Annotated in this window: 22 protein-coding genes; 17 read left to right on the top strand and 5 right to left on the bottom strand. The window is 42.4% G+C overall.

The annotated features are described in order from the left end of the window. Positions 1-142 precede the first annotated feature (142 nt). From M1E09_RS18470 to M1E09_RS18460, 3 genes are read right to left on the bottom strand one after another with little or no spacing between them, the layout of a single operon-like run. Positions 143-1,237, bottom strand: a complete 1,095-nt coding sequence (locus M1E09_RS18470) for a Ger(x)C family spore germination protein (RefSeq protein WP_456272285.1) — start codon at positions 1,235-1,237, stop codon at positions 143-145. Beyond that, positions 1,234-2,328 (bottom strand): GerAB/ArcD/ProY family transporter, encoded by a 1,095-nt coding sequence (locus M1E09_RS18465; protein ID WP_456272284.1) that lies wholly within the window; start codon positions 2,326-2,328, stop codon positions 1,234-1,236. The genes M1E09_RS18470 and M1E09_RS18465 overlap by 4 nt, the downstream gene beginning before the upstream one ends. A 31-nt stretch (positions 2,329-2,359) precedes the next feature. Then, positions 2,360-3,772, bottom strand: coding sequence for a spore germination protein (locus tag M1E09_RS18460; RefSeq protein ID WP_456272283.1), 1,413 nt, complete (start codon positions 3,770-3,772; stop codon positions 2,360-2,362). Positions 3,773-3,929: 157 nt separating this feature from the next. On the opposite strand from M1E09_RS18460, the gene M1E09_RS18455 reads away from it, so the two are divergent. The 8 genes from M1E09_RS18455 to M1E09_RS18420 all read left to right on the top strand — a co-directional run bounded on the left by M1E09_RS18455 (position 3,930) and on the right by M1E09_RS18420 (position 10,620). Then, positions 3,930-5,585: a catalase gene (locus tag M1E09_RS18455; protein ID WP_456272282.1), complete on the top strand. Its 1,656-nt coding sequence runs from the start codon at positions 3,930-3,932 to the stop codon at positions 5,583-5,585. Between the two features lie 457 nt (positions 5,586-6,042). Next, positions 6,043-6,804, top strand: a complete 762-nt coding sequence (locus M1E09_RS18450; protein ID WP_456272281.1) for a nucleotidyltransferase domain-containing protein — start codon at positions 6,043-6,045, stop codon at positions 6,802-6,804. 142 nt (positions 6,805-6,946) lie between these two features. Further along, positions 6,947-7,096 (top strand): hypothetical protein, encoded by a 150-nt coding sequence (locus M1E09_RS18445; protein WP_456272280.1) that lies wholly within the window; start codon positions 6,947-6,949, stop codon positions 7,094-7,096. A 96-nt stretch (positions 7,097-7,192) separates the two neighbouring features. Then, positions 7,193-7,807 carry a hypothetical protein gene (locus tag M1E09_RS18440; protein ID WP_456272279.1) on the top strand — a complete coding sequence of 205 codons (615 nt, stop codon included), beginning with the start codon at positions 7,193-7,195 and terminating at the stop codon, positions 7,805-7,807. Beyond that, the gene (locus M1E09_RS18435) at positions 7,804-8,058 is read left to right on the top strand and encodes a hypothetical protein (protein ID WP_456272278.1); all 255 of its coding nucleotides are present in this window, start codon (positions 7,804-7,806) and stop codon (positions 8,056-8,058) included. The genes M1E09_RS18440 and M1E09_RS18435 overlap by 4 nt, the downstream gene beginning before the upstream one ends. Before the next feature lie 120 nt (positions 8,059-8,178). After that, positions 8,179-8,334 (top strand): hypothetical protein, encoded by a 156-nt coding sequence (locus M1E09_RS18430; protein WP_456272277.1) that lies wholly within the window; start codon positions 8,179-8,181, stop codon positions 8,332-8,334. 115 nt (positions 8,335-8,449) lie between these two features. Next, positions 8,450-9,676: an MFS transporter gene (locus M1E09_RS18425; RefSeq protein ID WP_456272276.1), complete on the top strand. Its 1,227-nt coding sequence runs from the start codon at positions 8,450-8,452 to the stop codon at positions 9,674-9,676. An 89-nt stretch (positions 9,677-9,765) separates the two neighbouring features. Continuing rightward, positions 9,766-10,620 (top strand): AraC family transcriptional regulator, encoded by an 855-nt coding sequence (locus M1E09_RS18420; protein ID WP_456272275.1) that lies wholly within the window; start codon positions 9,766-9,768, stop codon positions 10,618-10,620. A gap of 50 nt (positions 10,621-10,670) precedes the next feature. On the opposite strand, the gene M1E09_RS18415 is transcribed toward M1E09_RS18420, so the two are convergent. After that, positions 10,671-11,291 (bottom strand): hypothetical protein, encoded by a 621-nt coding sequence (locus M1E09_RS18415; RefSeq protein ID WP_456272274.1) that lies wholly within the window; start codon positions 11,289-11,291, stop codon positions 10,671-10,673. A 213-nt stretch (positions 11,292-11,504) separates the two neighbouring features. On the opposite strand from M1E09_RS18415, the gene M1E09_RS18410 reads away from it, so the two are divergent. The 9 genes from M1E09_RS18410 to M1E09_RS18370 all read left to right on the top strand — a co-directional run bounded on the left by M1E09_RS18410 (position 11,505) and on the right by M1E09_RS18370 (position 21,578). Beyond that, complete coding sequence (locus M1E09_RS18410; protein ID WP_456272273.1) at positions 11,505-12,572, top strand: C45 family autoproteolytic acyltransferase/hydolase; 1,068 nt, start codon at positions 11,505-11,507, stop codon at positions 12,570-12,572. 181 nt (positions 12,573-12,753) lie between these two features. Further along, positions 12,754-13,320, top strand: a complete 567-nt coding sequence (locus M1E09_RS18405; RefSeq protein ID WP_456272272.1) for an RNA polymerase sigma factor — start codon at positions 12,754-12,756, stop codon at positions 13,318-13,320. Next, positions 13,317-14,033, top strand: coding sequence for an anti-sigma factor (locus M1E09_RS18400; RefSeq protein WP_456272271.1), 717 nt, complete (start codon positions 13,317-13,319; stop codon positions 14,031-14,033). The genes M1E09_RS18405 and M1E09_RS18400 overlap by 4 nt, the downstream gene beginning before the upstream one ends. A gap of 558 nt (positions 14,034-14,591) precedes the next feature. Further along, positions 14,592-15,944: a copper amine oxidase gene (locus tag M1E09_RS18395; RefSeq protein ID WP_456272270.1), complete on the top strand. Its 1,353-nt coding sequence runs from the start codon at positions 14,592-14,594 to the stop codon at positions 15,942-15,944. A gap of 64 nt (positions 15,945-16,008) precedes the next feature. Continuing rightward, positions 16,009-16,989: a sortase domain-containing protein gene (locus M1E09_RS18390; RefSeq protein WP_456272269.1), complete on the top strand. Its 981-nt coding sequence runs from the start codon at positions 16,009-16,011 to the stop codon at positions 16,987-16,989. A gap of 218 nt (positions 16,990-17,207) precedes the next feature. Continuing rightward, entirely contained in the window at positions 17,208-17,813 is a 606-nt protein-coding gene (locus M1E09_RS18385; protein WP_456272268.1) for an SAM-dependent methyltransferase, read from the top strand. Positions 17,814-17,987: 174 nt separating this feature from the next. Beyond that, positions 17,988-18,929, top strand: coding sequence for an alpha/beta hydrolase (locus tag M1E09_RS18380; RefSeq protein WP_456272267.1), 942 nt, complete (start codon positions 17,988-17,990; stop codon positions 18,927-18,929). A gap of 86 nt (positions 18,930-19,015) precedes the next feature. Continuing rightward, positions 19,016-20,107, top strand: coding sequence for a threonine aldolase family protein (locus M1E09_RS18375; protein WP_456272266.1), 1,092 nt, complete (start codon positions 19,016-19,018; stop codon positions 20,105-20,107). 736 nt (positions 20,108-20,843) lie between these two features. Beyond that, a complete protein-coding gene (locus tag M1E09_RS18370; RefSeq protein WP_456272265.1) occupies positions 20,844-21,578 on the top strand; it encodes a toast rack family protein in 735 nt (244 codons plus the stop codon). 54 nt (positions 21,579-21,632) lie between these two features. Here M1E09_RS18370 and M1E09_RS18365 read toward each other — a convergent pair whose 3' ends face one another. Next, on the bottom strand, positions 21,633-21,797 hold the full coding sequence (locus tag M1E09_RS18365; protein ID WP_456272264.1) for a hypothetical protein: 165 nt from the start codon (positions 21,795-21,797) through the stop codon (positions 21,633-21,635). Positions 21,798-21,843 lie beyond the last annotated feature (46 nt).

Here is a 21,843-nt window from a genome sequence, read left to right as displayed (position 1 = left end):
GCTTTTTTCGTGACAGTCAGTCCCCGGGTGTTGTCGAATTGAGAACAGCCTTTCAATGAGTTTCTGGAAGTGAAAGAAGCGATTCTTGTTCGAGATATTTCGGGGAGTGACTGTCACACATGTTAAAAAGCAATCAATGATTTTATTGAAGATTGTGTGTTCCGTTGATTTCAACGTTGATCTTTGGTATGACCTCAACATGTTGGTAGTCCTGTTTCCACTTTTCAGGACTCCAAGCATCAGGATACTTCGTAGAAAATTCTTTGGCGATACTTAACGCGTCACTATCGGCTTTGATTAAGAGGTCGGTAAGCTCCTTCGCTTTTGTGGTGAGCTCTTTTGAGGCCAGTTTATTGAGCTTATTAATATCCATAGAAGTATCACTTTCATAATAACTTAGTAACTTTGCATTCAATTCAGCATTAATTGTACAGGAGATTTTACCATTTTCTTTGGTGACATCCATCTTTGTTTTAGCATTGCCAATGCCGATAGTAAAAGGCTGGCTTAATTCCTCTGCTTCTATTGTTAATTTTGCCCCCGACCCCAACTCGTCCCTCAATATTAATAACAGTGAAGTTTGGCTGGTTGTGAGAGTTTGACCAGTGAATTTATCCCCGTTGAATAAAGCTGATCCTGCCAGCAGAAGATTGCTGGCTTCGTCTTTTTTTATGAAAGGGAGAAAAACATCGGTCGTGTTGTCTGATAAAGTATTCCAAACAGTAAAGACTGTTTCTTTTGGGATATAAGTCTCTTTTGTTCCGCCGATAAGCAAGTTGTCTATTTCAAAAACAATCGGGCTCTCTTTCTGTTTCAATGAAAGAATTTCATTACCTTTCCCCTCGCTTATGACAATTCGCGAGGCTATATATCCATTAACGGATCGAAAAATCGGTTCTAATAATGAGGTAATGCCTTTCGTTTGTGCCAATTCATCACCAACAATGATAATAAATGCTTTTCCCGCATCCATATTACCGGAAACCTTATTTTGAAGGTCCATTTCAATCTGGGCAACTGTTTCCTTCTCAGAAACATAAAATTCATCCTTAATCTCGAACTTTCCTCCACCAGAGCTGCGGATATCAATCGCCCTGACTGTACCAAGAACTTTATCGGGCTCTTCAGCCGTGTCGAAACTGATACCATTAACAATACGATTGTCTTTTAATTGTTCTTGGTCCCAGCATCCTGTTAAAAGTATTACGGAAAATAATGGAGATAGTATTTTTCTCAATTGGCTGCCTCCTTTTTAGTCTTCTTAGAAAGGAAAGAGAAAAGCAGCAAAATACAGGGGATCGCAAATACAACTGTATAACTTAAGTATTCTACATAGCTTGCATACAGCTTTTCGGAATCGGGGTCTTTCTTTGCGATAGCAAAAAGGCTGAAAACAAATGCACTGCTAAAGATGACCACTTTATAAGGTTTCCACTTAAAAAATGTCAGGCTCTTGCTGCACATATATAAGTAAATAACGATTGAGGCTGCCAGTGGAACAATCCATATTGAGATGAAAAGGATATCGAGGCGGTCTACCATTTGAAAGTGCAGTGGCCGCAAAAAATAAATAACTGGATATTTAATTTGTTTCAGTACGGGTTCGCTGAAAATAAGGATGCAAATAAATACAAAATAAGTGCTCAACCCTGTTACAAAAACATTGGCCAATGTTATGGATTTTAAAAAAGAAGTTCCTTTTTTGGCTGCCAGTGGATATACAAACAGGATGATTTCAAATCCCAAGATAGCGAGCAGGCATTCTTTGCTGCCAATGCCGATTTGCTTAATGCCATTGGTCCCAATCGGCAGAATATGATGTATATCCATAGGGAGAAGAAAGGAAAAAAAAGAGATTCCAAATAAGACAAGGAAAAGAACAGAGATAATACCAAAGAACCTGGCGATAATCCTAATATCACTAATTGCCAAATAAGTACACGTAAGAATCATCAACAGGCCGATGACCCAATATGGAGTGAACATCAGCAAATGATCTTTAATGATAGAAGTGAACTGAAGCAATACAAAAGATGCTGTAATGATTAAGTAAAGATAAATCAGAAGGTTTACAAAACTGCCCAGGTATTTGCCAAATAAAAATAGGGTGATTTCAGTGTAAGTGAGATCTGGAAACCTACTTAGCAACAGCCAAAGAATCACCAGGAAGAGCTGGATACCCACTCCTGCCAAGAGGACTGATATCCAACCATCCCCTTTACTCGTACTTTGCAACGTGTTTGGCAGAACAAAAATGCCGAATCCGATTTGAGTTTGAATGATAAGAAAAAATATTTGCCAGTTTGTTAGGGATTCTGTTTTTGACATTGATTATTCCACACTTTCTTGTCTGAGTTTCCTAAGATTGTTTTATAGAGTTATTTCTTTTTTTGGTTCTAATAATTGAATCCTTTAATCTCCTGAAGTGAATTGGGGCAAGAGGTTCCAAGTATGGTTTTTCAAATGATTCCAACCTGCAGAGGTGTATCAGCAATAGTGCGAGAGAAAGGACAATCCCCAAAAAACCAAAGAAATTAGCCGACAGCATAATCGGGAAAGCTATTAACCTGGCGCCCGTCCCCATTTGGTTGACAGGAGCCACAAATGAAGCAATTGCTGTCAGAGCTATAATTACAATCATTGTGTTTGAAACAAAGCCGGCTTCCACAACAGCAGTACCGATTACCAGCCCTCCGACAATCCCGATTGTTTGAGCAATGGGAGAGGGCAGGCGGATGGCTGCCTCTTTCAACAGTTCCAGGATGATTTGCATGGCCATGGCTTCGATAAGCGGAGGTAAAGGAACGAATTCAATTTGAACCCTGATTGCATAAAGAATCCCAAGGGGCAGAACTTCTGAGTGGAATGAAACAACAGCAATATAGGTCGCGGGCAAGCTGATTGCCATTAAAAAGCTGAAGAACCGGATAAGCCGGAAGAAGGAACCGATTAACCACCTGTTGTTATAGTCATCAGGTGACTGATAGAAGCTGAAAAAGGTAATAGGGGAAACCATTCCATGCGGATTTCCATCGACAATCACGAGAGATTTTCCTTCTAATAAATAGGAAGCCGCCCGGTCTGGTCTCTCAGTTGTTAACAGTTGAGGAAAAAGAGTATAACTGTTATCTTCAATCAGTTCCTCGAGTTCCCCCGCTGATTGGAGCTCATTGACATCTACTGCCTCTATCCTTCTTTTTAGAACTACTAAAGGACCATGATCCACCAGTTCATCAATATATAGAACGGATACTTTTGTATTTGTTTTTGTTCCAAGAGTATAACTTTTTATTCTTAGATTGGGATTCTTAATTCTTCGTCTGATGAGAAAGATGTTCTTATTGATATTTTCAGAAAAACCGTCATGAGCCCCTTTTATGATATGTTCATTTTCAGGCTCCTGAATGGCTCGTTCATCACCGGCAGCTACAGGAAGCAACAGAACTGAATCTTCCCCTTCTGTAAGCAAAGCGCAACTGCCCTCGAGAAGGCTTTTCACTGCGGCTTCCAATTCTGTTGTTCTACTATATTCGGCATTTTTTATGACAGCTTCAGGGATGGTATCGGTTTTGCAATCCAAGAGCGGCTCGATAATATTTCTTTCGATCAGCTTTTTATCCACAAGGGAGTCAATATAAACAAGTTTGCAAGAGGTATTTAGGAAGTGCAGATCCCTCGTCTTCATGTCTTCGGTTTCACTAAAGGCAGACTTCAGTGCTTCAACTTTATCGTCGATAGTTTTGGTTTTGGACATATTTTTGGAAGAACTCATGTATTATTCACCTGCAGCTAAGTATATGGTTTCTTTTATTCTTACCTGAAATGGAATTTTTATGTTCGATAACACTGTAAAAAACCCCATTATTTCTTGAATATACCAATTCAAACAGGGTATACCATTAAAAGTAATGATAAGGGAGGTAATCTTTTTGGCAGAAAACAAAGATAAGAATCAGTCCAAGGGACATCAGGCAAGCGATGAGACTCTGACTACGAGGCAGGGCCATCCTGTTTACGATAATCAAAATATGCGGACTATCGGTGACCGCGGTCCGGCAACACTTGAGAATTATCATTTCATTGAAAAGATATCCCATTTTGACCGGGAAGAGGTACCAGAGCGAGTGGTTCACGCACGCGGATCTGGAGCATTCGGCTATTTCGAAACGTATGGGAAAGCCGGTGATGAACCCGTAGAAAAGTATACACGCGCGAAAGTATTTTCCGGAGCAGGAAAGAAAACGCCGTTAATGGTCCGTTTCTCTACAGTTGCAGGAGCGAAGGATTCACCGGAAACAGCACGCGATCCTCGCGGCTTTGCGGTGAAAATGTATACGGAAGAAGGAAACTGGGATCTTGTCGGTAATAACCTGAAAATCTTCTTTATCCGCGATGCGATGAAATTCCCGGATATGATTCATGCCTTTAAAGCAGATCCGGCTTCCAATGTTCCTAATCCGGAAAGGATGTTTGATTTCGTTTCCCGTACACCTGAGGCTACGCATATGATTACATTCCTCTTCTCCCCATGGGGCATACCCGCTACATACCGCCATATGCAGGGCTCTGGCGTTAACACTTATAAATGGGTCAACGACAAGGGTGAGGCTGTCCTGGTGAAGTACCACTGGGAGCCCAAGCAGGGAATACGCAATTTAACACAAGATGAGGCTGACTCCATTCAAGCAAAGAACGTGGCACACGCGACACAGGATTTATATGAATCCATTGAGCGCGGTGATTATCCGGAATGGGAGCTGTTTGTCCAGATCATGGAGGATGATTACCATGAGGAACTCGATTTTGATCCTTTGGATGATACGAAGCTTTGGCCGGAGGATAAATTCCCTTGGCTGCCTGTAGGGCGGATGGTCCTCGATCGCAATCCAAAGGACTTTCATGCGGAGATCGAGCAAGCTTCTTTTGGTACCGGGGTCCTTGTCGATGGAATGGATTTTTCAGATGATAAAATGCTGCAAGGGCGTACATTCTCTTACTCAGATACACAGCGTTACCGGGTAGGGGCAAACTATCTGAAACTTCCTGTTAACGCTCCTAAAGCACCCGTTCATACGAATCAGCAGCGCGGACAAATGGATGTGCGTGATCCTGAAGAGTCCGGGGAAAACCCGCATATCAATTATGAACCATCTATGCTTGGCGGATTTAAGGAAGCCGACCCGGCTGGCCGCAAACCGCATCGGCCGACTTACAATGCAGCGGCTATGACGGCGCCGATCGACCGTCCTAACAACTACGGGCAAGCAGGGGATACCTACCGGAGCTTTGAAGATTGGGAGCGCGATGAATTAATCAAAAATCTTTCCGAAGCACTTGCAGTATGTGATGAAAAAATTCAAGATGCCATGCTTGAACACTTCACACAAGCTGATGAAGACTATGGCAGGCGTGTGAAGGAAGGCATCCAAATGAAAATGAAAGAAATGAAGGAAATGAAAGATGTTGAACTGGATAAAGTCCCAGGCCGTGAATCAGGAAAGACTAGATATGGACAAGGATCACTGGATGCAAACCAAGCAGCAGAAGATGCTGTAAACAAAGGCCACAAAGCTGATCCTTACTAATAAATTTAGAGGCTGGATCATAAGTTGAAAACAAATTGATTTAAGTAGAAATAATCGAAAATAAAACCGCATGAGATCAAGATTATATCCTTGACTTCATGCGGTTCATTCATGTTATTAGGCTCTTATCTTAAAGATGTTACTTTTAAGGTTATTTACCGCTGCATCCCGAACGTAGGCGGATTGGAGCGAAAATCCATTCTTTTTACTTAGACACATTCTTTGCGAAAAGAGCCTTTTTTAAGATTTTGTCCCAGCATCTTTATTTTTGACTGTTTCCTAAAAGGTTGAGGTTTTAAGTCTTATTAACCACCCGTATGATTGGAGTCGCACGCCTGGAGCGGAAATCATTTTATGTTCAACAATATTTACAAATACAGCCTCATTTTTTTCCTTGATAGACTTAGAGAATTGGAATATAATGGCGTAATATTTATTTTTAATAGGGGGAGTTCAGGTGAGACAGGAAAATGCGGTACAAAGCATCTCAGAAAGCTTAAAGAATGACGAGCTGGTTCAGGCGGTATTTCTGAAAGGTTCTATGGGAAGAGGAGAAAATGATGAACACTCTGATGTCGACATGTATGTGATGGTTAAAGAAGAAGATGAGAAAGAGTTTTTGAAGCACAGGGTGGAACATCTGAACGCCTACAGAAACCTATTATTCTATGATGATATTTTCATAATCGCTCCACAAATTATTGCCGTTTATGATGACCTTCTTCACGTGGACTTATTTACTGTGACAGAAAAGAGTTTCAAAGAAAAAGACTACTTTCGCGTCATCTATGATCCAAACAATATCATGAAAAAGTATGAAGCTACCCAAAATTTATTACTATCTCCGGAGGAATTCAGCGAACTGGCCATTGATGTGCCATGGTTCCTGTTTCAATACAGAAAGGCATTTAACAGAGGGAATGATTTATGGGGAGTGGAAGTGCTGCAGCACCTGATGTTTGTATTCGCCAAGGTATTGCTGCACCGGTACTATCCTGAAAGAGCCCAGCTCGGAATGAAAGCAATCGGCTCATTGCTGCCAGGCGACAAGCTGAAAGAAATCAATGAAATTTACAAACATCTGAACCCGGAAGGCCATAAAAAAGCAGCCGGTCTGATAATAGACTTATATTCCAAAGAACTGCGCTGGATTGAAGGAACCCTTGAGGAAGATAAATGGAACCCTTTTTTCAGAAAGATGGCCGAAGAACTTTCATAATAATAACTGCAGCCAAGCCATGGACTATGTCGGAAGACCGGGCAAAAATAAGGAAATGCCTCTTGCTTTTTAGAGGATGATTTCCATATTTTGTTGTAAAATAATCATTTTATGAAACCAATTAGAGGTGGGAATCGTAAATATGAAGAGGCTGATTTTTAACCTGATCTTGATTGTCGTATTGTTCATTTTGGCTTATTTGACGTATCCCTCGGAATTGGCCCGTTTTTTTCTGCTTGCAGCTGGAATAGGTATATTCATAACAGCAGGCAAAGCGTTTCCTATGAAATGACAGAAGAACGGCCTTATGGTTGGGGGCTTGATTACAGAGGGTTTTCCCATCGTGTAACGCTTGGTTTGGATATCGTTTATCGGAAGGAGAAGGAATATGGTTGACTTACTATTTGTGTTGATCTTTATCACAGGTGTCTACTATTTAGTTCAATATCGCTTGAATTTGAAAAAGGCTGCGGATACGGCCCGGACTGCCATATATCCGGAGAGTGCTGAAGAATTTTCAGGGATTCTTCTTCCAGGTGAATGGCTGGAGATGGAGCCATTAACGAAAGACTCCAAGTCTTACAGGATAGTGAATTGGGGGACTTATGCCGCGCTGGTATTGCTGTCACTGCTTTTGTGGGCTGTGCTTGCTACGGATTGGGGAGAGACTTCTTTTTTTAGTGTAGCCTACATCTTTTTCATCCTTATCAGTGCGATCCGGCATCGAGGTAATTTTTTTATCCTGCCTAAAGGCATCATTCTGAATGCCAGATATTATTCTTTTTCGCAAATCAAGTGCTACGAGACAGAAAGGATCATCCGCTGGCATGAACTCTACGGTCTTGATTCCCGGGCGGATAACGGATATAAAGTAGCATTTAAGATTAAAAATAAGCTCTTTCAACCTAATTTCATAGTGGTGGAGAATGCCGAACAGCTTCAGAAAATCTCCAGCCTGCTTGAAAAGAACGGCGTGGAAGGAAGGGAGACCAAAACTTCATGAATCCAATTATCTTGACGGTATTGTTGACAGCTGCTTTGGCGGCATCTGGATTGTATGTTTATAAAAAAAGAAAAGCAGCCGGAATTACCGGGGTTAGATCGGCTTTGACATCTATTTGTTTTTATCTTATTGCCATTACGAATTTGCTTGCCTATTGGCTTGATTTTATCGGTATCATCAGCTGGGGCATAACCTTGTTGCTCGTAATGGCCGGAGCTTACTTTACCAAGTATCTTCCCCGGCATGCGTAAAAAAGGATTTGTCACCAATCGACAAAAACCGGGTCGTGCCTGTCACTAAGAAAATATTGAATATTTTTCCATTCCTTTATATAATTAACGAGATTCTTATATTGAAAGGAGGTTCACCCTGTGATGAATGGTATCCCTGAAAGTATGCACGCTGTGAAAATTTTTGATACTTCTCTTGCCAAAGGGACAGGTCTGTCCTTTTTTAAAAAGGAGACAAAATCAACTATTTTCAAAGCATGCGCACAGGGTGGACTTAGTATAGACGCACTCCTTTAGCTGAAAGACCGGCTGGGGAACTGCAGACACCTATCGTGGGATAGGTGTCTTTTTTATGAGAAAAAATGGGGATACCGCCAAGTTACAGGGTGGCCGGCATAGGAGGAAGATGAAGATGAATTTATCAATTTACAAAAATAAAAGTTTTCTATTGTATTGGATCTCTACCTGGATTTCCTCTCTCGGTGATTCCATATTTGTCATAGCACTAACCTGGCTTCTTGTTGAAGAAACACAATCCCCCTCAGTGGTGGGGACATACCTGCTGATTCTTGGGGCTTCAAAATTAATATTCGTTTTGATTGGCGGCGCTGTCGTTGACAGAGTCGACCCGAAAAAACTGCTGATTCATTCTAATATGCTAAGGGCCCTGGTCATTATTCTTGCTTTGGTTGTCTTATTCTTGAACAAAGAAGCGATTTGGATTTTCTATATCATCGGGGCAGTTTTCGGTATGGTCGACTCAATAGCTGAGCCGGCAGGGATTTCGTTCCGGACAAGGATAGTGGAAAGGGAGTACTACACTCAATCCATGGGGCTGTTAATGACTGCCGGAAATGTTTCTGCCGTCATCGGCCCTATGATTGGGGCGGGGCTTGTTGCTCTTGGCAGCACAAACTTCGCTATTATGGTTAATGCGGTTACGTTCCTGGTCTCCGCGGTGTTATTGATAGGGGTCAAAGAGGTGAAGAATGAAGAGGAAAATCCGGAACATGAACCGATGTGGAAAAGTGTAAAATCGGGATTCCATTATTTTCTGACAACCCCAATAATCACGACAATGGCTGTTTTCGCTTTCTTTGCCAATGCAGCGGTGGGAGCGACATTCATCAGCATTCCCTTTTTGGCGGATGAGTTAGGATACGGGGTCGAAGGTTTCGGATTGATGAATACAGCCATTGGTGCCGGAAGTGTTGCGGGCGCGGTTTTATTTTCTGTTTTTACAATAAAAAATCCAAAACCTTATATGACGCTGCTGACATGCTTCTTGCAGGGGATTGTCATCATGCTGATTGGATTCACAGGGAACATTTGGGTGATTATCACATTGATTGCCCTAATGGGTTTGCACGAAACGGCTGTCAATGTCATTGCACCGAGCGTGAACCATACGATTATTCCGCCAAGAATTTTCGGCAGGGTTATCAGTGTTATGATTCTCGTTATGTCCGGGTCGGTCCCGATTGCACAGGCGGCAGCGGGCTGGATGATGGAATGGACTGCGCCGCAGAACGTTTTCATCTATGGCGGAATTCTCGAGATGGGAGCAGCCCTGCTGACGTTTTCGCTTCCGTTTGTCAGAAATTATGGAAGGGAAACCGGAATTTCTGCCGAACAATAAAGTAAAAGCATCTGTCACAGATGAGCAATTGCTGACAGGTTTGCCAGCCGGCACGGTGCTAAACTGAAGGAGCAAGGGGGGGCGTTGGGATGGAAATACTGCTACGCATGAATGAGTGTCTCGGCTATATTGAAGACAACCTGCAGCAAAAAATTGAAATGGATGAACTTGCAAAGCTTACCTTCAGCAGCAAGTTTCATTTTCAACGGATGTTCAGCATGCTGACAGGATTTACAGTGGCGGAGTATATTAGGAAACGCCGACTGACACTGGCAGCACAGGAACTCTCCAACACCGATGCAAAAGTAATTGAGGTTGCTCTTCGGTATGGCTACGAAACACCGGAGTCTTTTTCCAAAGCATTCAGGCGCGCTCATGGTGTTTCGCCATCCCAGGTGAGGGAACAGGAAGTTTCTTTAAAGGCATTCCCTCGCATCTCTTTTCAAATTCAGTTAAAAGGAGAGAAAGAAATGAACTACAGAATCGTTGAAAAAGAAGGCTTTAAAGTTGCAGGGATCGGCAAGAGAATATCAACTTCCAATGGTGAAAATCATAAAGAAATTCCAACGTTTTGGGGCGAAGTGAATGAAAAAGGCATCGACAGGGAGATTTATGAGGCAGCAGAAGCTGAGGATATCCTGGGATTCTGTATGGAGTTTGATCATGCCAACGAGGAGTTCACTTATTTCATCGGTGCAGAAACGGAAAAGGAACAGAAGAAGTTCGAAGTGAAAGAAATTCCGGCTGCAACATACGCTGTGTTTGAATCTATTGGCGCGATGCCGCATTCGATTCAAAACGTATGGCAGCGGATCTATTCCGAGTGGTTCCCGTCTACAGGTTACGAGCATGGAGGAGGTCCGGAATTTGAATTGTATCCTCCAGGTAACGTGGATAGCGAAGATTACCGCTGTGAAGTTTGGATTCCGATAATGAAGAAATAAAAATAAAAGGCTTTCTCCTAAGGGTTGATATTCAGGAGAAAGCCTTTTTGCTATCTATAACGTTTTTCCAGGAGATACCTTTGCATGCCTTTTGTCAGGTCGACAGCCTTCGATCCTTGGACTTTTGCAGCGCCGGCCTCTCCCTTTTTCTGAAGCAACTCTGCTTTTACTGCTTCTTTCATCCATTCTTTCTGCAAGGAAGGAATCATTTTATCAGCATCATCCCACTGACCTTCCTCTACTTTTAACAGGACTTCGTAGTATTGCCGTGCTGAAAGATCCTTGATAAGCGGAATGCTTTCCTTTGCAGATGCCAGGTTCTCTTGCTGGGCAGCATAAGGCACAGTGAACATCGCTGTCATCTGTGGGGATTTGTATTTCTTTTTTAATATAGTAATAGTTTCTTCCATCTGCTCCACATGTGAATTTGCCAGATGGTAGTAAAACTGCAGGATTGGCTGCTTGGTTCGCTGCTGCAAATACTTGCCTGTACTCTCGGTATTTTTTGAAAAATACATATACCAGACAAACGGGACGTAAACGATTAGGGTCACGCTTAAAAAAATCAGCACCGCAGTCAACCAAAATTGAATTTGCCAGATGGCTGTCAGAACTCCCAGCAGGATGGCCAGGCTGATGATGAGAAAGTATTGCTTCTTGGAAAGCATCATTTTTCCTCCGCTCTTGTGAAAATCAGAATATTCATAGATTATTATAATGGAAGAAATTTAAAGGGTATATAAAATTTTCATTGAAGGTTGTCCTATCTGATGACGGAAAAAAGATCGGAGAAAACTTAATATTGGTTAAACCGCCTTTCTTTATTTCTTGCCCGTTATCCTTTATTCTAAGTAAAAAGTTTTTTTGTAAAAGAGGTTATAAGAATGAAACAAATCTACAGTGACATCATACAGTTCCGCGGAACGCATTTTGACTTTGGGTATATGCAGGGCGAGAGGATAAAAGATTCTCTTACCGTTATCAACAGGGAAAACCAGTGGAAGGTCCGCAAACCCCGTTTTTCTATTGAAATCGATGAAGTGAAGCAGGCAGTAACAAAGTTTGCTCCCGGTGTGTGGGAAGAATTGCTTGGTTTGCAGGAGGCCCTCCAATGGCCGATGGAAAAGGTTTTAAAAGAATTCGGGGGATACCGGCTTGATTACGTGAAGTCAGGGTGTTCGATTTTGACGGGCGATAATTATCTCATCCGGAACTATGATTACCACCCGAAAACATATGAAGGAAGATATACTTTTTTTCAGCCTGCCGATGGCCAAGGATATGCTATTATCGGACCGAGCCAGCGGGTGACTGGGAGAATGGACGGAATGAATGAAAAGGGGCTGGCATTAGGATATAACTTTATGCATCGTAAAAATCCTGGAGACGGTTTTATCTGCTGTATGATCGGCCGTTTGATATTGGAAGCCTGCGCAAATGTGGAGGAAGCGGTGGCGATGTTGAAGGAAATCCCTCACCGGCACTCATTCAGCTATATTGTGCATGATGCAAGTGGTGAAACTTATGTGGTGGAAACTTCGCCGCGCGGTGTAAAGGTGAGGCAGTCCAATGCCTGTACGAACCATTTTGAAATGATGCTGGAGGAAAACCGGAATCATCTGGTGGATTCGAAGCGCCGCCTGGACATCATTCAGCAAAACACAGGCAGTACCACGGATGCTGCTGCAGCTTTCAGACTGTTTAATGACAGTGACAAAGGGGTCTTCTCTGATTTATATGGAAGCTGGGCGGGGACAATCCATACATCCGTTTATTTCCCGAGAGAGCTAAAAGCCTGGTTCGCGCTCGGCGGTGACCGCAATCCGATTGAATTTGACTTCGGGAACTGGCTTGCTGGTGAAGACCTGAAGATGGAGAAAATCACGGGTGAAGTCGATACAGACATCCCATTTATCCATATGGACGAAAATGCTGATTGGAGTAAGCGATAAAGTATAAAAAAGCTCTTGCCTGTCATCATAAGTGTATCCCTTTACCCTTCTCAAAGTTTTTTAAACCAATTTATGATCCAAATGAGCTTTTTTTTCGTTGGCTGACTAATAAATTGAGTTGCTGTCATTTGTCGGGTATCCTTAAATCATCTATGTCAAATATAACTAGAGGGAGCATTTTATGTCAGAAGAACTTAAGGATATTGATTTATATCAAAGGGTTTTACAGAACAAAGATTCCTCGGCGTTGCGGAAGCTTTACCAGAAGTACGAAAAACTGATCTATTCATTTTCATACAAAATGACCGGTGATCGCGAGGTCGCAGAGGAGGTCATTCAAGAGGTTTTTCTTAAGCTTTGGAAGAAACATGCCCCTTACGATGACAGTAAAGGAAAGTTTTCATCATGGCTGTTGACGATGACCCGGAACACAAGCCTTGATGCTTTGCGCAAACGGAAAAAACATGAGTCGGTCGAATATATAGAAAAAGATTCTTTGAGAATCACTCATGAAACGCCTGAAGATATCATCGAGTGGAAGGAAAAAGGAAGTGCTGTGCGAGACTGTATTTCGCTTTTGAAAAAAGATCAGCAGCACATCGTAAATCTCTTCTACTATAAAGGACATACCCAGCAAGCCATCTCTGAATCAACGGCAACTCCGCTTGGGACCGTCAAGGGAAGAATCAGGCTTGCCTTGAAACATCTCCATCAATGTCTGAAAGGGAAAGGAGGGCATTTCGAGTGACGCAAAAGCAGTGTGATCTTTTAATGGACTATTACAACGGACATTTATCAGATATAGAAAGAACCCGGTTCGAAAAACATCTGTCCGAATGCGGCGAATGTAAGGAAGATTTGCAGCAGCTTCATGAGCTGGAGGAGTATCTCCCATACGCCTCCGAGCCTGTTGAACCTCCGTTTGGGTTGGAGGACAGGGTTTTCGCGAACATCTTGAATGATGACAAAGCGAAGGAAGTGCATCCGCAATATAACCCAAGGCGGAAGAATCGCTGGATGTTCCCGTCTGTAGCAGCACTCCTGGCCCTGTCATTGATCGGAAATGCTTACTTCCTTTCCCAGCTTGGAGAGGAGCCGGAGGTGGCAGAACAGCAGGAACTAGTAGACCAGGTTGTGAAATATGTGGACCTGGGAGCGGTTGAAGGCAGTGCACAAGGTACGGCCAGTATCGTGAAACAGGGTGGGGAAACAAGGTTAGTTGTTCAGGCTTCGGAACTTGAGGAACTCAACAATGATGAAGTCTACCAGGTTTGGCTGATTAAGGACGAAAAACCCGAAAGAGCCGGAACCTTTACTATAGAAGATGGAAAAGGATCGGTTGTCTTCAACTTTAATGAAGAGTATGAGAACGTCAACTGGGATATGGTCGCCGTATCACAGGAACCAGATGCCAGCAGTCAGCTTCCACAAGGAAATATTGTATTAGCATCTGAACTATAAATAAGCGTGAATCCAGCACAAACCATTGTGCTGGATTTTTTTCTTTTTCTTGCACAAAAAAGCAAATTGCGTTTTTAAACATTGGCCAAGGCATCGATTGTCTATTTTCGGAAATCAACGCCGGCGGCTGTATGGGGTTGTTGATTTTCTGATTTTGGGAATTGATGCCGTCATAGCGGCTGTGTTTTTTCATTTTTAAAGAATCGGGACGTCAAACCGGCCGGTCTATGAACTCACGTAAACAGAATCATTCATCCAGCGGCAGTAATATTTACCTGTAGAAAAAAATCTATAAAAAAAGTGATCCAACTCTCAACCAGTAACGTTAGCTCTATGAAAATATAAAAACGAGAAAAAGGAGGGCCGAAAAGATTTTTTAAAAAGAGTGATCCAATCCGTAAACCCTCACGTTAGCTCTATGAAATGTTAAATGACGAGGAGGGTTACCATTCAGCCTTAACAAAAAATAAAAAAATCACAAAAGAGTGATCCATTCCCGAAAAGAGTTCGTTAGCTTAACAGCAAAACAAAAATAATAGAAAAGAGGAGAGTTATACTATGAAAAAATCAAACTTACTTAAGAAAGTCGCAGCACCTGTATTAGGATTATCATTATTAGTGCCGGCAGCCGCACAAGCGGAATCTGAGCCGACAGTGGTGACACCGGCATCTGATTTGCGTGCAACATTGGATCAGCTTTTATCTGAACACTTTGTATTGGCTGTAGATGCGATGATAAAAGATTATAACGATGCCCCGGATGAAAAACAGGCATATGACGCGCTTAATCAAAATGCTTTGGACATGACACCGGCGATTGCCTCCATTTATGGTGAAGAGGGAGCGAAAAAGTTCCAGGAGATTTTTGCAGGGCATCTTGATTACTCAGATGACTTTGTAGAGGCAGCTCAATCAGGAGATGAGGAAGCAAGGAAAGCCGCAGAAGCAGAAGTCAAAGAGTTCGTTAACGAATTCTCAGCATTCTTAAGCACGGCAACTGAGGGGAACCTTCCGGAAGAGGCAGCTAAAAAAGTGCTGACTGCACATGAAGAAGATGTTATTGAGGCGTTTGATAGTTACGTAGAGGAAGACTTTAAAGAGTACTACTCCAATTTTCTCGAAGGTTACGACAGAATGTATGATATCAGTAAGGCGCTGTCTGGTGCAATAGTCATGCAGATGCCGGAGAAATTCAATAATACAAAGGTGGACGCACCGGCTGCAGAATTGCGTTCGACTCTTAATAACCTGGCAGCAGAACACTTTGCACTGGCTGCAATGAGCATGCAAAAAGGAGTCAATGGTGCACCTGACTATGATATTGCCACTTGGGCGGAAGATATGAACACAGAAGAGTTTACTGCCGCGATTGAATCTATCTATGGCGCAGAGGGCGCTGAACAGTTCAAGAAACTATGGACCAGTGAGCACATCAATGCACAAGCTGAGCTTGTCGCAGCAACAGTAGCTGGTGATGAATCGGCAGCTAAAGAAGCAAGAGAAAGCCTTGGGATGTTCACTGAAGAATTCGGTGCCTTCCTTGCAACAGCGACTAAAGGAAATCTACCAGAAGATGCAGCCGTTTCTTCACTGAAAACTCATGAAGATCAAGTTCTTAAAACGTTTGACAGCTACGTGGCAGAAGACTATGAAACTAGCACTGCAACATTCCGTGAAGGATATGCTTTCATGTTTGGTGTGGGGAAAGCTCTAGGCGATGCAATCGTGATGCAAATGCCGGATGAGTATGCAGCAGAGATGGCTGCAGATATGCCAGAACAAATGCCGAATACCGGAATGGGCGGTGCAGCAGAAAAGCAGATGCCGATGGAAGCATGGATTGCCTTCGCAGCAGCGTTATTGCTTGCGGGTGGATACGTGATCAAGAAGAAAGCTGCCGACCAACAATAATTCCATATGGAGAAGAGTGTAAAAGCTCTTCTCTTTTTCATATAAGATGGAGGGGAAAGCTCTTATGAAAAAACGTTTGCTAGTCTTAGTGATTTTCTTACTTGCCGCTGGAATCGCCGGCTATCAAGTATTGGCTCAAGACGAGCCGAAAACAACAATGCCCCAACAGAAAGAGCTGCAGACAGAAGAACAAGAAACAGAAGTTGAAGAGGTAGAAGAAGTAAAGGCAGAACCTGGAGGAGAGGAATTTGTTCTTCTTGGCTCTTTAAAAAAGAAGAAGGCAGAACAAGAAAAGAAAATAGAGATTCAAGAAGAGGGAATTATTCCTGCAAGAATTAAAATACCGAGTCTTGACATTGATACAGAGGTGATCCCTGTAGGATTGCTCGAAAATGGGGAGATGGAAGTGCCAAAGGGAACCGAAGTTGCAGGATGGTACAATAGGGGAATTAAAGCCGGGGCGAAAGGAAACGCGGTGGTTGCAGGACATGTTGACAGCAAGGAAGGACCTGCCATCTTCTTCTATCTAAAAAATATGGAAATCGGTGAGAAAGTAACAGTAACCGACACGGAAGGGATAGAACAAACATTCGTCGTAAAACAAAAGGAGAGCTACCAAGCTGAAGAAGCGCCGATCGAAAAAATCTTTGGTCCTGATAACAGCAGAAATCTTAATCTCATAACATGTACTGGAACGTTTAATTATGAGGAACATTTATATCCTGATCGGCTGGTCATCTACACTGAACTCATCGACGAAAATAATAATGAGCAAACTCTCCCGCCACCAGAGCCGCCAACCAATGTGGAATATGATCTGGGCTCAGTGTCCTGGCATGCTGTTCAAGACGAGAACATCATTGGCTACAGAGTCTACAAAAAAGGACCGGGAGAAAAGGAGTTTAATCATATTGCAAGCATTTCAGCACACGAGCGTAAAAACTACTATGATGAAAATGCCGAAAAAGGTACCGCATACTATATAACAGCAGTAAACATAGCAGAAAAAGAATCGCCGCCATCCGAGATAGTCAAGGCACGTTGAAAGGCACACAGCCTTGACATTGTCGAAGATGCTTGGCTGCTGCAAGAATTGCGTAAATAATAGAGCAGCAGTTATTAATACAAGCAAAGTTAAAAATCCTGTAGATCGTACCGTTGCAGAGCGGTGCGATTTTTTTATGCAATAGAGAGGCACCATCAATCTACTGGCGGAGCAGGATGTTATAATAATAGAAGAAGGCTGGTTAGGAGCATCTTTATATGAATGATAAATTACTCAATATCAAAACAGGAACGATACAAAAAGGGTCCTATGGCTCACAGCATTACAACCGATATGAGCCGACTCCATACTCCGTGTTGGAAAGATTGTTTGAAATAGTAGAATTTGAGAGTACAGACCGGGTAGTCGATTTTGGCTGTGGGACAGGCAGACTTAATTTCTGCATTCACCATCGGTTTCAATCTACAGTTTTAGGTGTAGAAATGAATGAGTTTTACTATCAGGAGGCTATTGAAAACCGGAAAAATTATCTTAATAAATTTTCTGGGAGCAGTTCCGCAATCAAGTTTGAAAACTGTCTTGCCGAAGAATATGTTATTGATCCGGGGGACAATGTTTTCTATTTTTTTAATCCGTTTTCCGTTCGTATATTTATCAAAGTAATTAACAATATTCTGCAGTCACTGGAAGAGAAGAACCGTGAAATCCAGTTGATCTTGTACTACGCCCCAGAAGATTATGTCTTCTGCTTGGAAGATCAAACTGCTTTCCTATTGGAAAGGGAAATTATTCTGCCTGGAAATGTTTATGAAAAAATTCTTATTTATACATTGAGAGGAGTTCATCCTCAAATTGAAAGGTAGATTCTATTTACTATTCCAAGTAATAATGTAGAGTGTGTTCCTCTGTAGTTTTTAGAGTTGAGGAGATTAGCCTGATTATTTTGTGAAACATTAAAAATTTTCAGGATAGAGAGTAATTTAATTTCTATAGAGCTTATATTTTTCAAGTAGATTAATTGATTCATAAGGAGTTTGATGATGAAAAAGAGTTTGAAGTGGGGAAGCATCGCAGTCGGTGTGGCTGTAATCTTGTTTATCGGAGCAGGCAATTATTTTTATAATGTAGCCATTAATCGCAGCCATGAGGCGGTCGACTTATATGGGGGCACCGAGGAAGCGAGCGCCATGGTCGATGAGGAAGAGCAGGCTAAATTGGAAGAAGTGCTGAAGTGGACGGAGGAGCAGACCTTTGAAACGGTCGAGATCGAATCCCATGACGGATTGACGTTAAGTGCCGCTTTGTTGAAACAGGAAGACCCTCAAGGGAAGGCGGTTATTCTGGCTCACGGATATAAAGGGAATAATGAACAGATGCCGGGCATAACCAAGTTTTATTACGAGCAAGGATATGATGTCCTGAAGCCGGATGCAAGGGGGCACGGCGACAGTGAAGGCGAATATATCGGCTATGGCTGGGATGACAGAAAGGACTACCAGAAATGGGTGAATCTATTAATCAATGAATATGGAGAAGAAGACATCTACCTTCATGGTTTCTCGATGGGAGCGGCGACTGTGCTTATGACGAGCGGGGAAAACCTTCCGCCAGAAGTGAAAGGAATCATTGCAGACAGCGGTTATACTTCTGTGGAAGAAGAACTGGCTCATCAATTAAAATATTTATATCACCTTCCGCCGTTCCCACTAATGGAAATCACCAGTGCGGTTACCAAAGCACGTGCAGGCTACACTTTTGCAGAAGCCTCTGCTGTTGAACAGGTGAAGAAGAACAAACTGCCGTTGTTCATCATCCACGGAGATCAAGATGAGTTAGTCCCGGCAGAAATGGCGGATGAGCTTTATGAAGCAGCCTCAGGGGAAAAGCAACTATGGATTGTACCGGGTGCTGGACATACAGAAGCCTATACTGTGGCAGAAGAAGAGTATCAAAAGCGGCTGAAAGCATTTCTAAAATAACTTGGCGTGACTGGCACACCCCGGAATTTGTCGAAAACGATTCGACCTAAACCGGGGAGTGCCTGTCACCATAAGGAGTGGAAAAGATGAGCGGAAACAAATCATTGGTTGAGGCATTTAAAGAAACGTCCTACAAAACCGGTGGACATGGTGACAGAAATATCGGGGTGCTGAAAGAGGCGTTTGAACAGGTATCTCCTGATACGGACAGTGATATTTATGGTGGTGGAAAAGTCATTGAAGACTTTCAGGTTAAGATGGCGAAGCTGCTGGGGAAGGAAGCTGCCGTCTTTTTTCCGAGCGGTACGATGGCACAGCAAATTGCTTTAAGAATCTGGTGTGATGAAAAGGGCTTGAAGAAGGTGGCTTACCATCCACTTTCCCACCTGGAAATCCATGAAGAAGATGGAATTAAAGAGCTTCATGGGATTGAAACGGTTCTGCTGGCAGATGAAGATAGTGTCATCTCGCTTATTGATGTAAAAAACATGAAAGAAGAAGTTGCAGCCATCCTTTTGGAATTGCCCCAGCGCGAAATCGGCGGGCAGCTTCCTGATTTCGAAACACTGAAGGCGATTTCTGAGCACTGCAGGGAGCAGGGGATCCGCCTGCACTTGGACGGAGCGAGGCTCTTGGAAGTCCTGCCTTATTATGAGAAAACTGCAGCAGAGGTTTGCGAGCTGTTTGACAGTGTGTACATATCCCTTTACAAAGGAATTGGCGGAGTCGCCGGAGCCATCCTTGCAGGCGATGAAGACTTCATGAAGCAGTCAAAAGTATGGAAAAGACGGCATGGCGGTGACTTGATCAGCCTTTATCCATATATCATCAGTGCCGATTATTATTTTGACCGCAGGGCGGAAAAAATGGGTCAGTACTATGAAAATGCGAAAGAACTTGCAAGCTTTTATAATAGCTGTGAAAATGTCTCGACCCTGCCCGAAGAACCTGTTTCCAACATGTTTCATGTTCACTATGCAGTTGGAAAAGAAAAACTGGAGCCCCTGCTGGTGGATCTATATGAAAAAACTGGTGTCGGCTTAAGCGGCTATCTGAGGGAAACAGGAGAGGATACATGTTATTATGAGGTCAGCCTTGGGGACCTGTATGGCAATATCCCAAAAGAAAAGCTGACAGAAGCTTTCAATATGCTGAATGAGAGTTTGAAGGGGATATAATGGATGAGAGAGCGGCGCATATGCTGCTCCCTTTTTTGTATTCAACAGATGGAATTCAATCTTTGCATGCTGTCTAGGGACATATAGATTTTAGAGCGGCAGATTAAATGTGTTTAGAAGCGGTTAAGGGACATATAGATATAAAAATTCAAAACTAGATGTCCCTAGAAGCAGTTAGGGGACATATAGATATAAAAATTCAAACCTAAATGTCCCTAGAAGCGGTTAAGGGACATATAGATATAAAAATTCAAACCTAAATGTCCCTAGAAGCGGTTAAGGGACATTTAGATATAAAAATTCAAACCTAGATGTCCCTAGAAGCGGTTAAGGGACATATAGATTTAAGAATTCAAAACTAGATGTCTTTAGAAGCAGTTAAGGGACATATAGATATAAAAATTCAAACCTAGATGTCCCTAGAAGCGGTTAAGGGACATATAGATTTAAGAATTCAAACCTAAATGTCTTTAGAAGCGGTTAAGGAACATATAGATATAAAAATTCAAACCTAAATGTCTTTAGAACCAGTCCAGGGACATCTGGATTGTGAGAGTTCAATCCATGTGCCCCTGACACCCCTGCACCCCAAATTTCAAGCTAACGGGCGACTCATTATTATACCTGCACGAACTACTCCTTAAGACGTAGCTCACTTTAATTCTGTGGTGCGTTTTACCAATTCATTCTTTTGTATAAGATTAAAGTATAAACAGAGTGATTGGGAGGAACTAAAATGAAAAAACAATTATTGGCTGGTGTCTTACTTAGTTCAGTACTAGTGATAGCAACAGGCTGCAACGCCTTGGAATCTGTAACATTTGGCAAGGGTGATGTGGAAGAACACCAAATAAAGGTAGAAAAAGATTCTGCGAAAGAATTGAAAGTTGATCTTCAGCTGGGTGCAGGGGAGATGAACGTATCCGGCGGTGCAGTTGAATGGGTTACAGGGGAAATTGAATATAATAATGATGATTTGAAGCCTGAGGTGGATTATGATCTCAACGGCGATAAAGGTGAAGTCGTTATCAAGCAAAAAAAGAATATTAATGTAAGCGTAGGGTTCGGCAATATGAAAAATGGCTGGGACCTTCAGCTTTCAGAAGAGCTGCCGATTGACCTGCACGTCACATCAGGGGCATCAGATACAAATCTGGATTTAAGCGGCATGCAGCTTAAGGACCTGAGAGTGGATGCAGGAGTGGGTGATGTCGAGGTGGATCTTAGCGGTGAGTGGAAAGAAAGTTTTGATGTCGATATCAATACAGGTGTTGGCGAGACGACTGTCATTTTACCAAAAGGGACCGGAGTCAAAATCCAGTCTCAAGAAGGCATTGGAAAGTCCAATTTTGAGGGATTTACTTCCAAAGGAAATAATACCTATGTCAATGATGCCTATGAATCTGCAGATATCATTATTACAGTAAAAGTTGATACAGGCGTCGGTGAAGTGAACTTCAGAACCGAATAGCGAAAAGCGCCCAGGGAGCGAATTCCAGGACGCTTTTTCTCTTTAGTGCAAAGACTATTCACCGGGTGTGTTCTTCTGATGTAAAATTGAAATTAATAACGACGTCACTTTATAATGATGATAAATGGTTAATGTAATTCCGACCATGCTCAGTATAGTAGATAATATTGTACTTTTTAGAAGCCTGTCCATGACGTTATGATTATTAAAGCTAAACATTCAAACATCCTCCTCATTCAAATTCTCATTGAAATTATTATCTCTC

This window comes from Bacillus sp. AK031 (genome assembly GCF_053903065.1).
This window is presented reverse-complemented; position numbering and strand designations above follow the sequence as displayed.

Coding starts and splice junctions, on each gene's coding strand:
- M1E09_RS18385 (WP_456272268.1), top strand. CDS start 17,208: ATGAATGATAAATTACTCAATATCAAAACAGGAACGATACAAAAAGGG.
- M1E09_RS18415 (WP_456272274.1), bottom strand. CDS start 11,291: ATGATGCTTTCCAAGAAGCAATACTTTCTCATCATCAGCCTGGCCATC.
- M1E09_RS18380 (WP_456272267.1), top strand. CDS start 17,988: ATGATGAAAAAGAGTTTGAAGTGGGGAAGCATCGCAGTCGGTGTGGCT.
- M1E09_RS18375 (WP_456272266.1), top strand. CDS start 19,016: ATGAGCGGAAACAAATCATTGGTTGAGGCATTTAAAGAAACGTCCTAC.
- M1E09_RS18365 (WP_456272264.1), bottom strand. CDS start 21,797: ATGTTTAGCTTTAATAATCATAACGTCATGGACAGGCTTCTAAAAAGT.
- M1E09_RS18395 (WP_456272270.1), top strand. CDS start 14,592: ATGAAAAAATCAAACTTACTTAAGAAAGTCGCAGCACCTGTATTAGGA.
- M1E09_RS18425 (WP_456272276.1), top strand. CDS start 8,450: ATGAATTTATCAATTTACAAAAATAAAAGTTTTCTATTGTATTGGATC.
- M1E09_RS18370 (WP_456272265.1), top strand. CDS start 20,844: ATGAAAAAACAATTATTGGCTGGTGTCTTACTTAGTTCAGTACTAGTG.
- M1E09_RS18420 (WP_456272275.1), top strand. CDS start 9,766: ATGGAAATACTGCTACGCATGAATGAGTGTCTCGGCTATATTGAAGAC.
- M1E09_RS18445 (WP_456272280.1), top strand. CDS start 6,947: ATGAAGAGGCTGATTTTTAACCTGATCTTGATTGTCGTATTGTTCATT.
- M1E09_RS18460 (WP_456272283.1), bottom strand. CDS start 3,772: ATGAGTTCTTCCAAAAATATGTCCAAAACCAAAACTATCGACGATAAA.
- M1E09_RS18410 (WP_456272273.1), top strand. CDS start 11,505: ATGAAACAAATCTACAGTGACATCATACAGTTCCGCGGAACGCATTTT.
- M1E09_RS18465 (WP_456272284.1), bottom strand. CDS start 2,328: ATGTCAAAAACAGAATCCCTAACAAACTGGCAAATATTTTTTCTTATC.
- M1E09_RS18390 (WP_456272269.1), top strand. CDS start 16,009: ATGAAAAAACGTTTGCTAGTCTTAGTGATTTTCTTACTTGCCGCTGGA.
- M1E09_RS18435 (WP_456272278.1), top strand. CDS start 7,804: ATGAATCCAATTATCTTGACGGTATTGTTGACAGCTGCTTTGGCGGCA.
- M1E09_RS18405 (WP_456272272.1), top strand. CDS start 12,754: ATGTCAGAAGAACTTAAGGATATTGATTTATATCAAAGGGTTTTACAG.
- M1E09_RS18440 (WP_456272279.1), top strand. CDS start 7,193: ATGGTTGACTTACTATTTGTGTTGATCTTTATCACAGGTGTCTACTAT.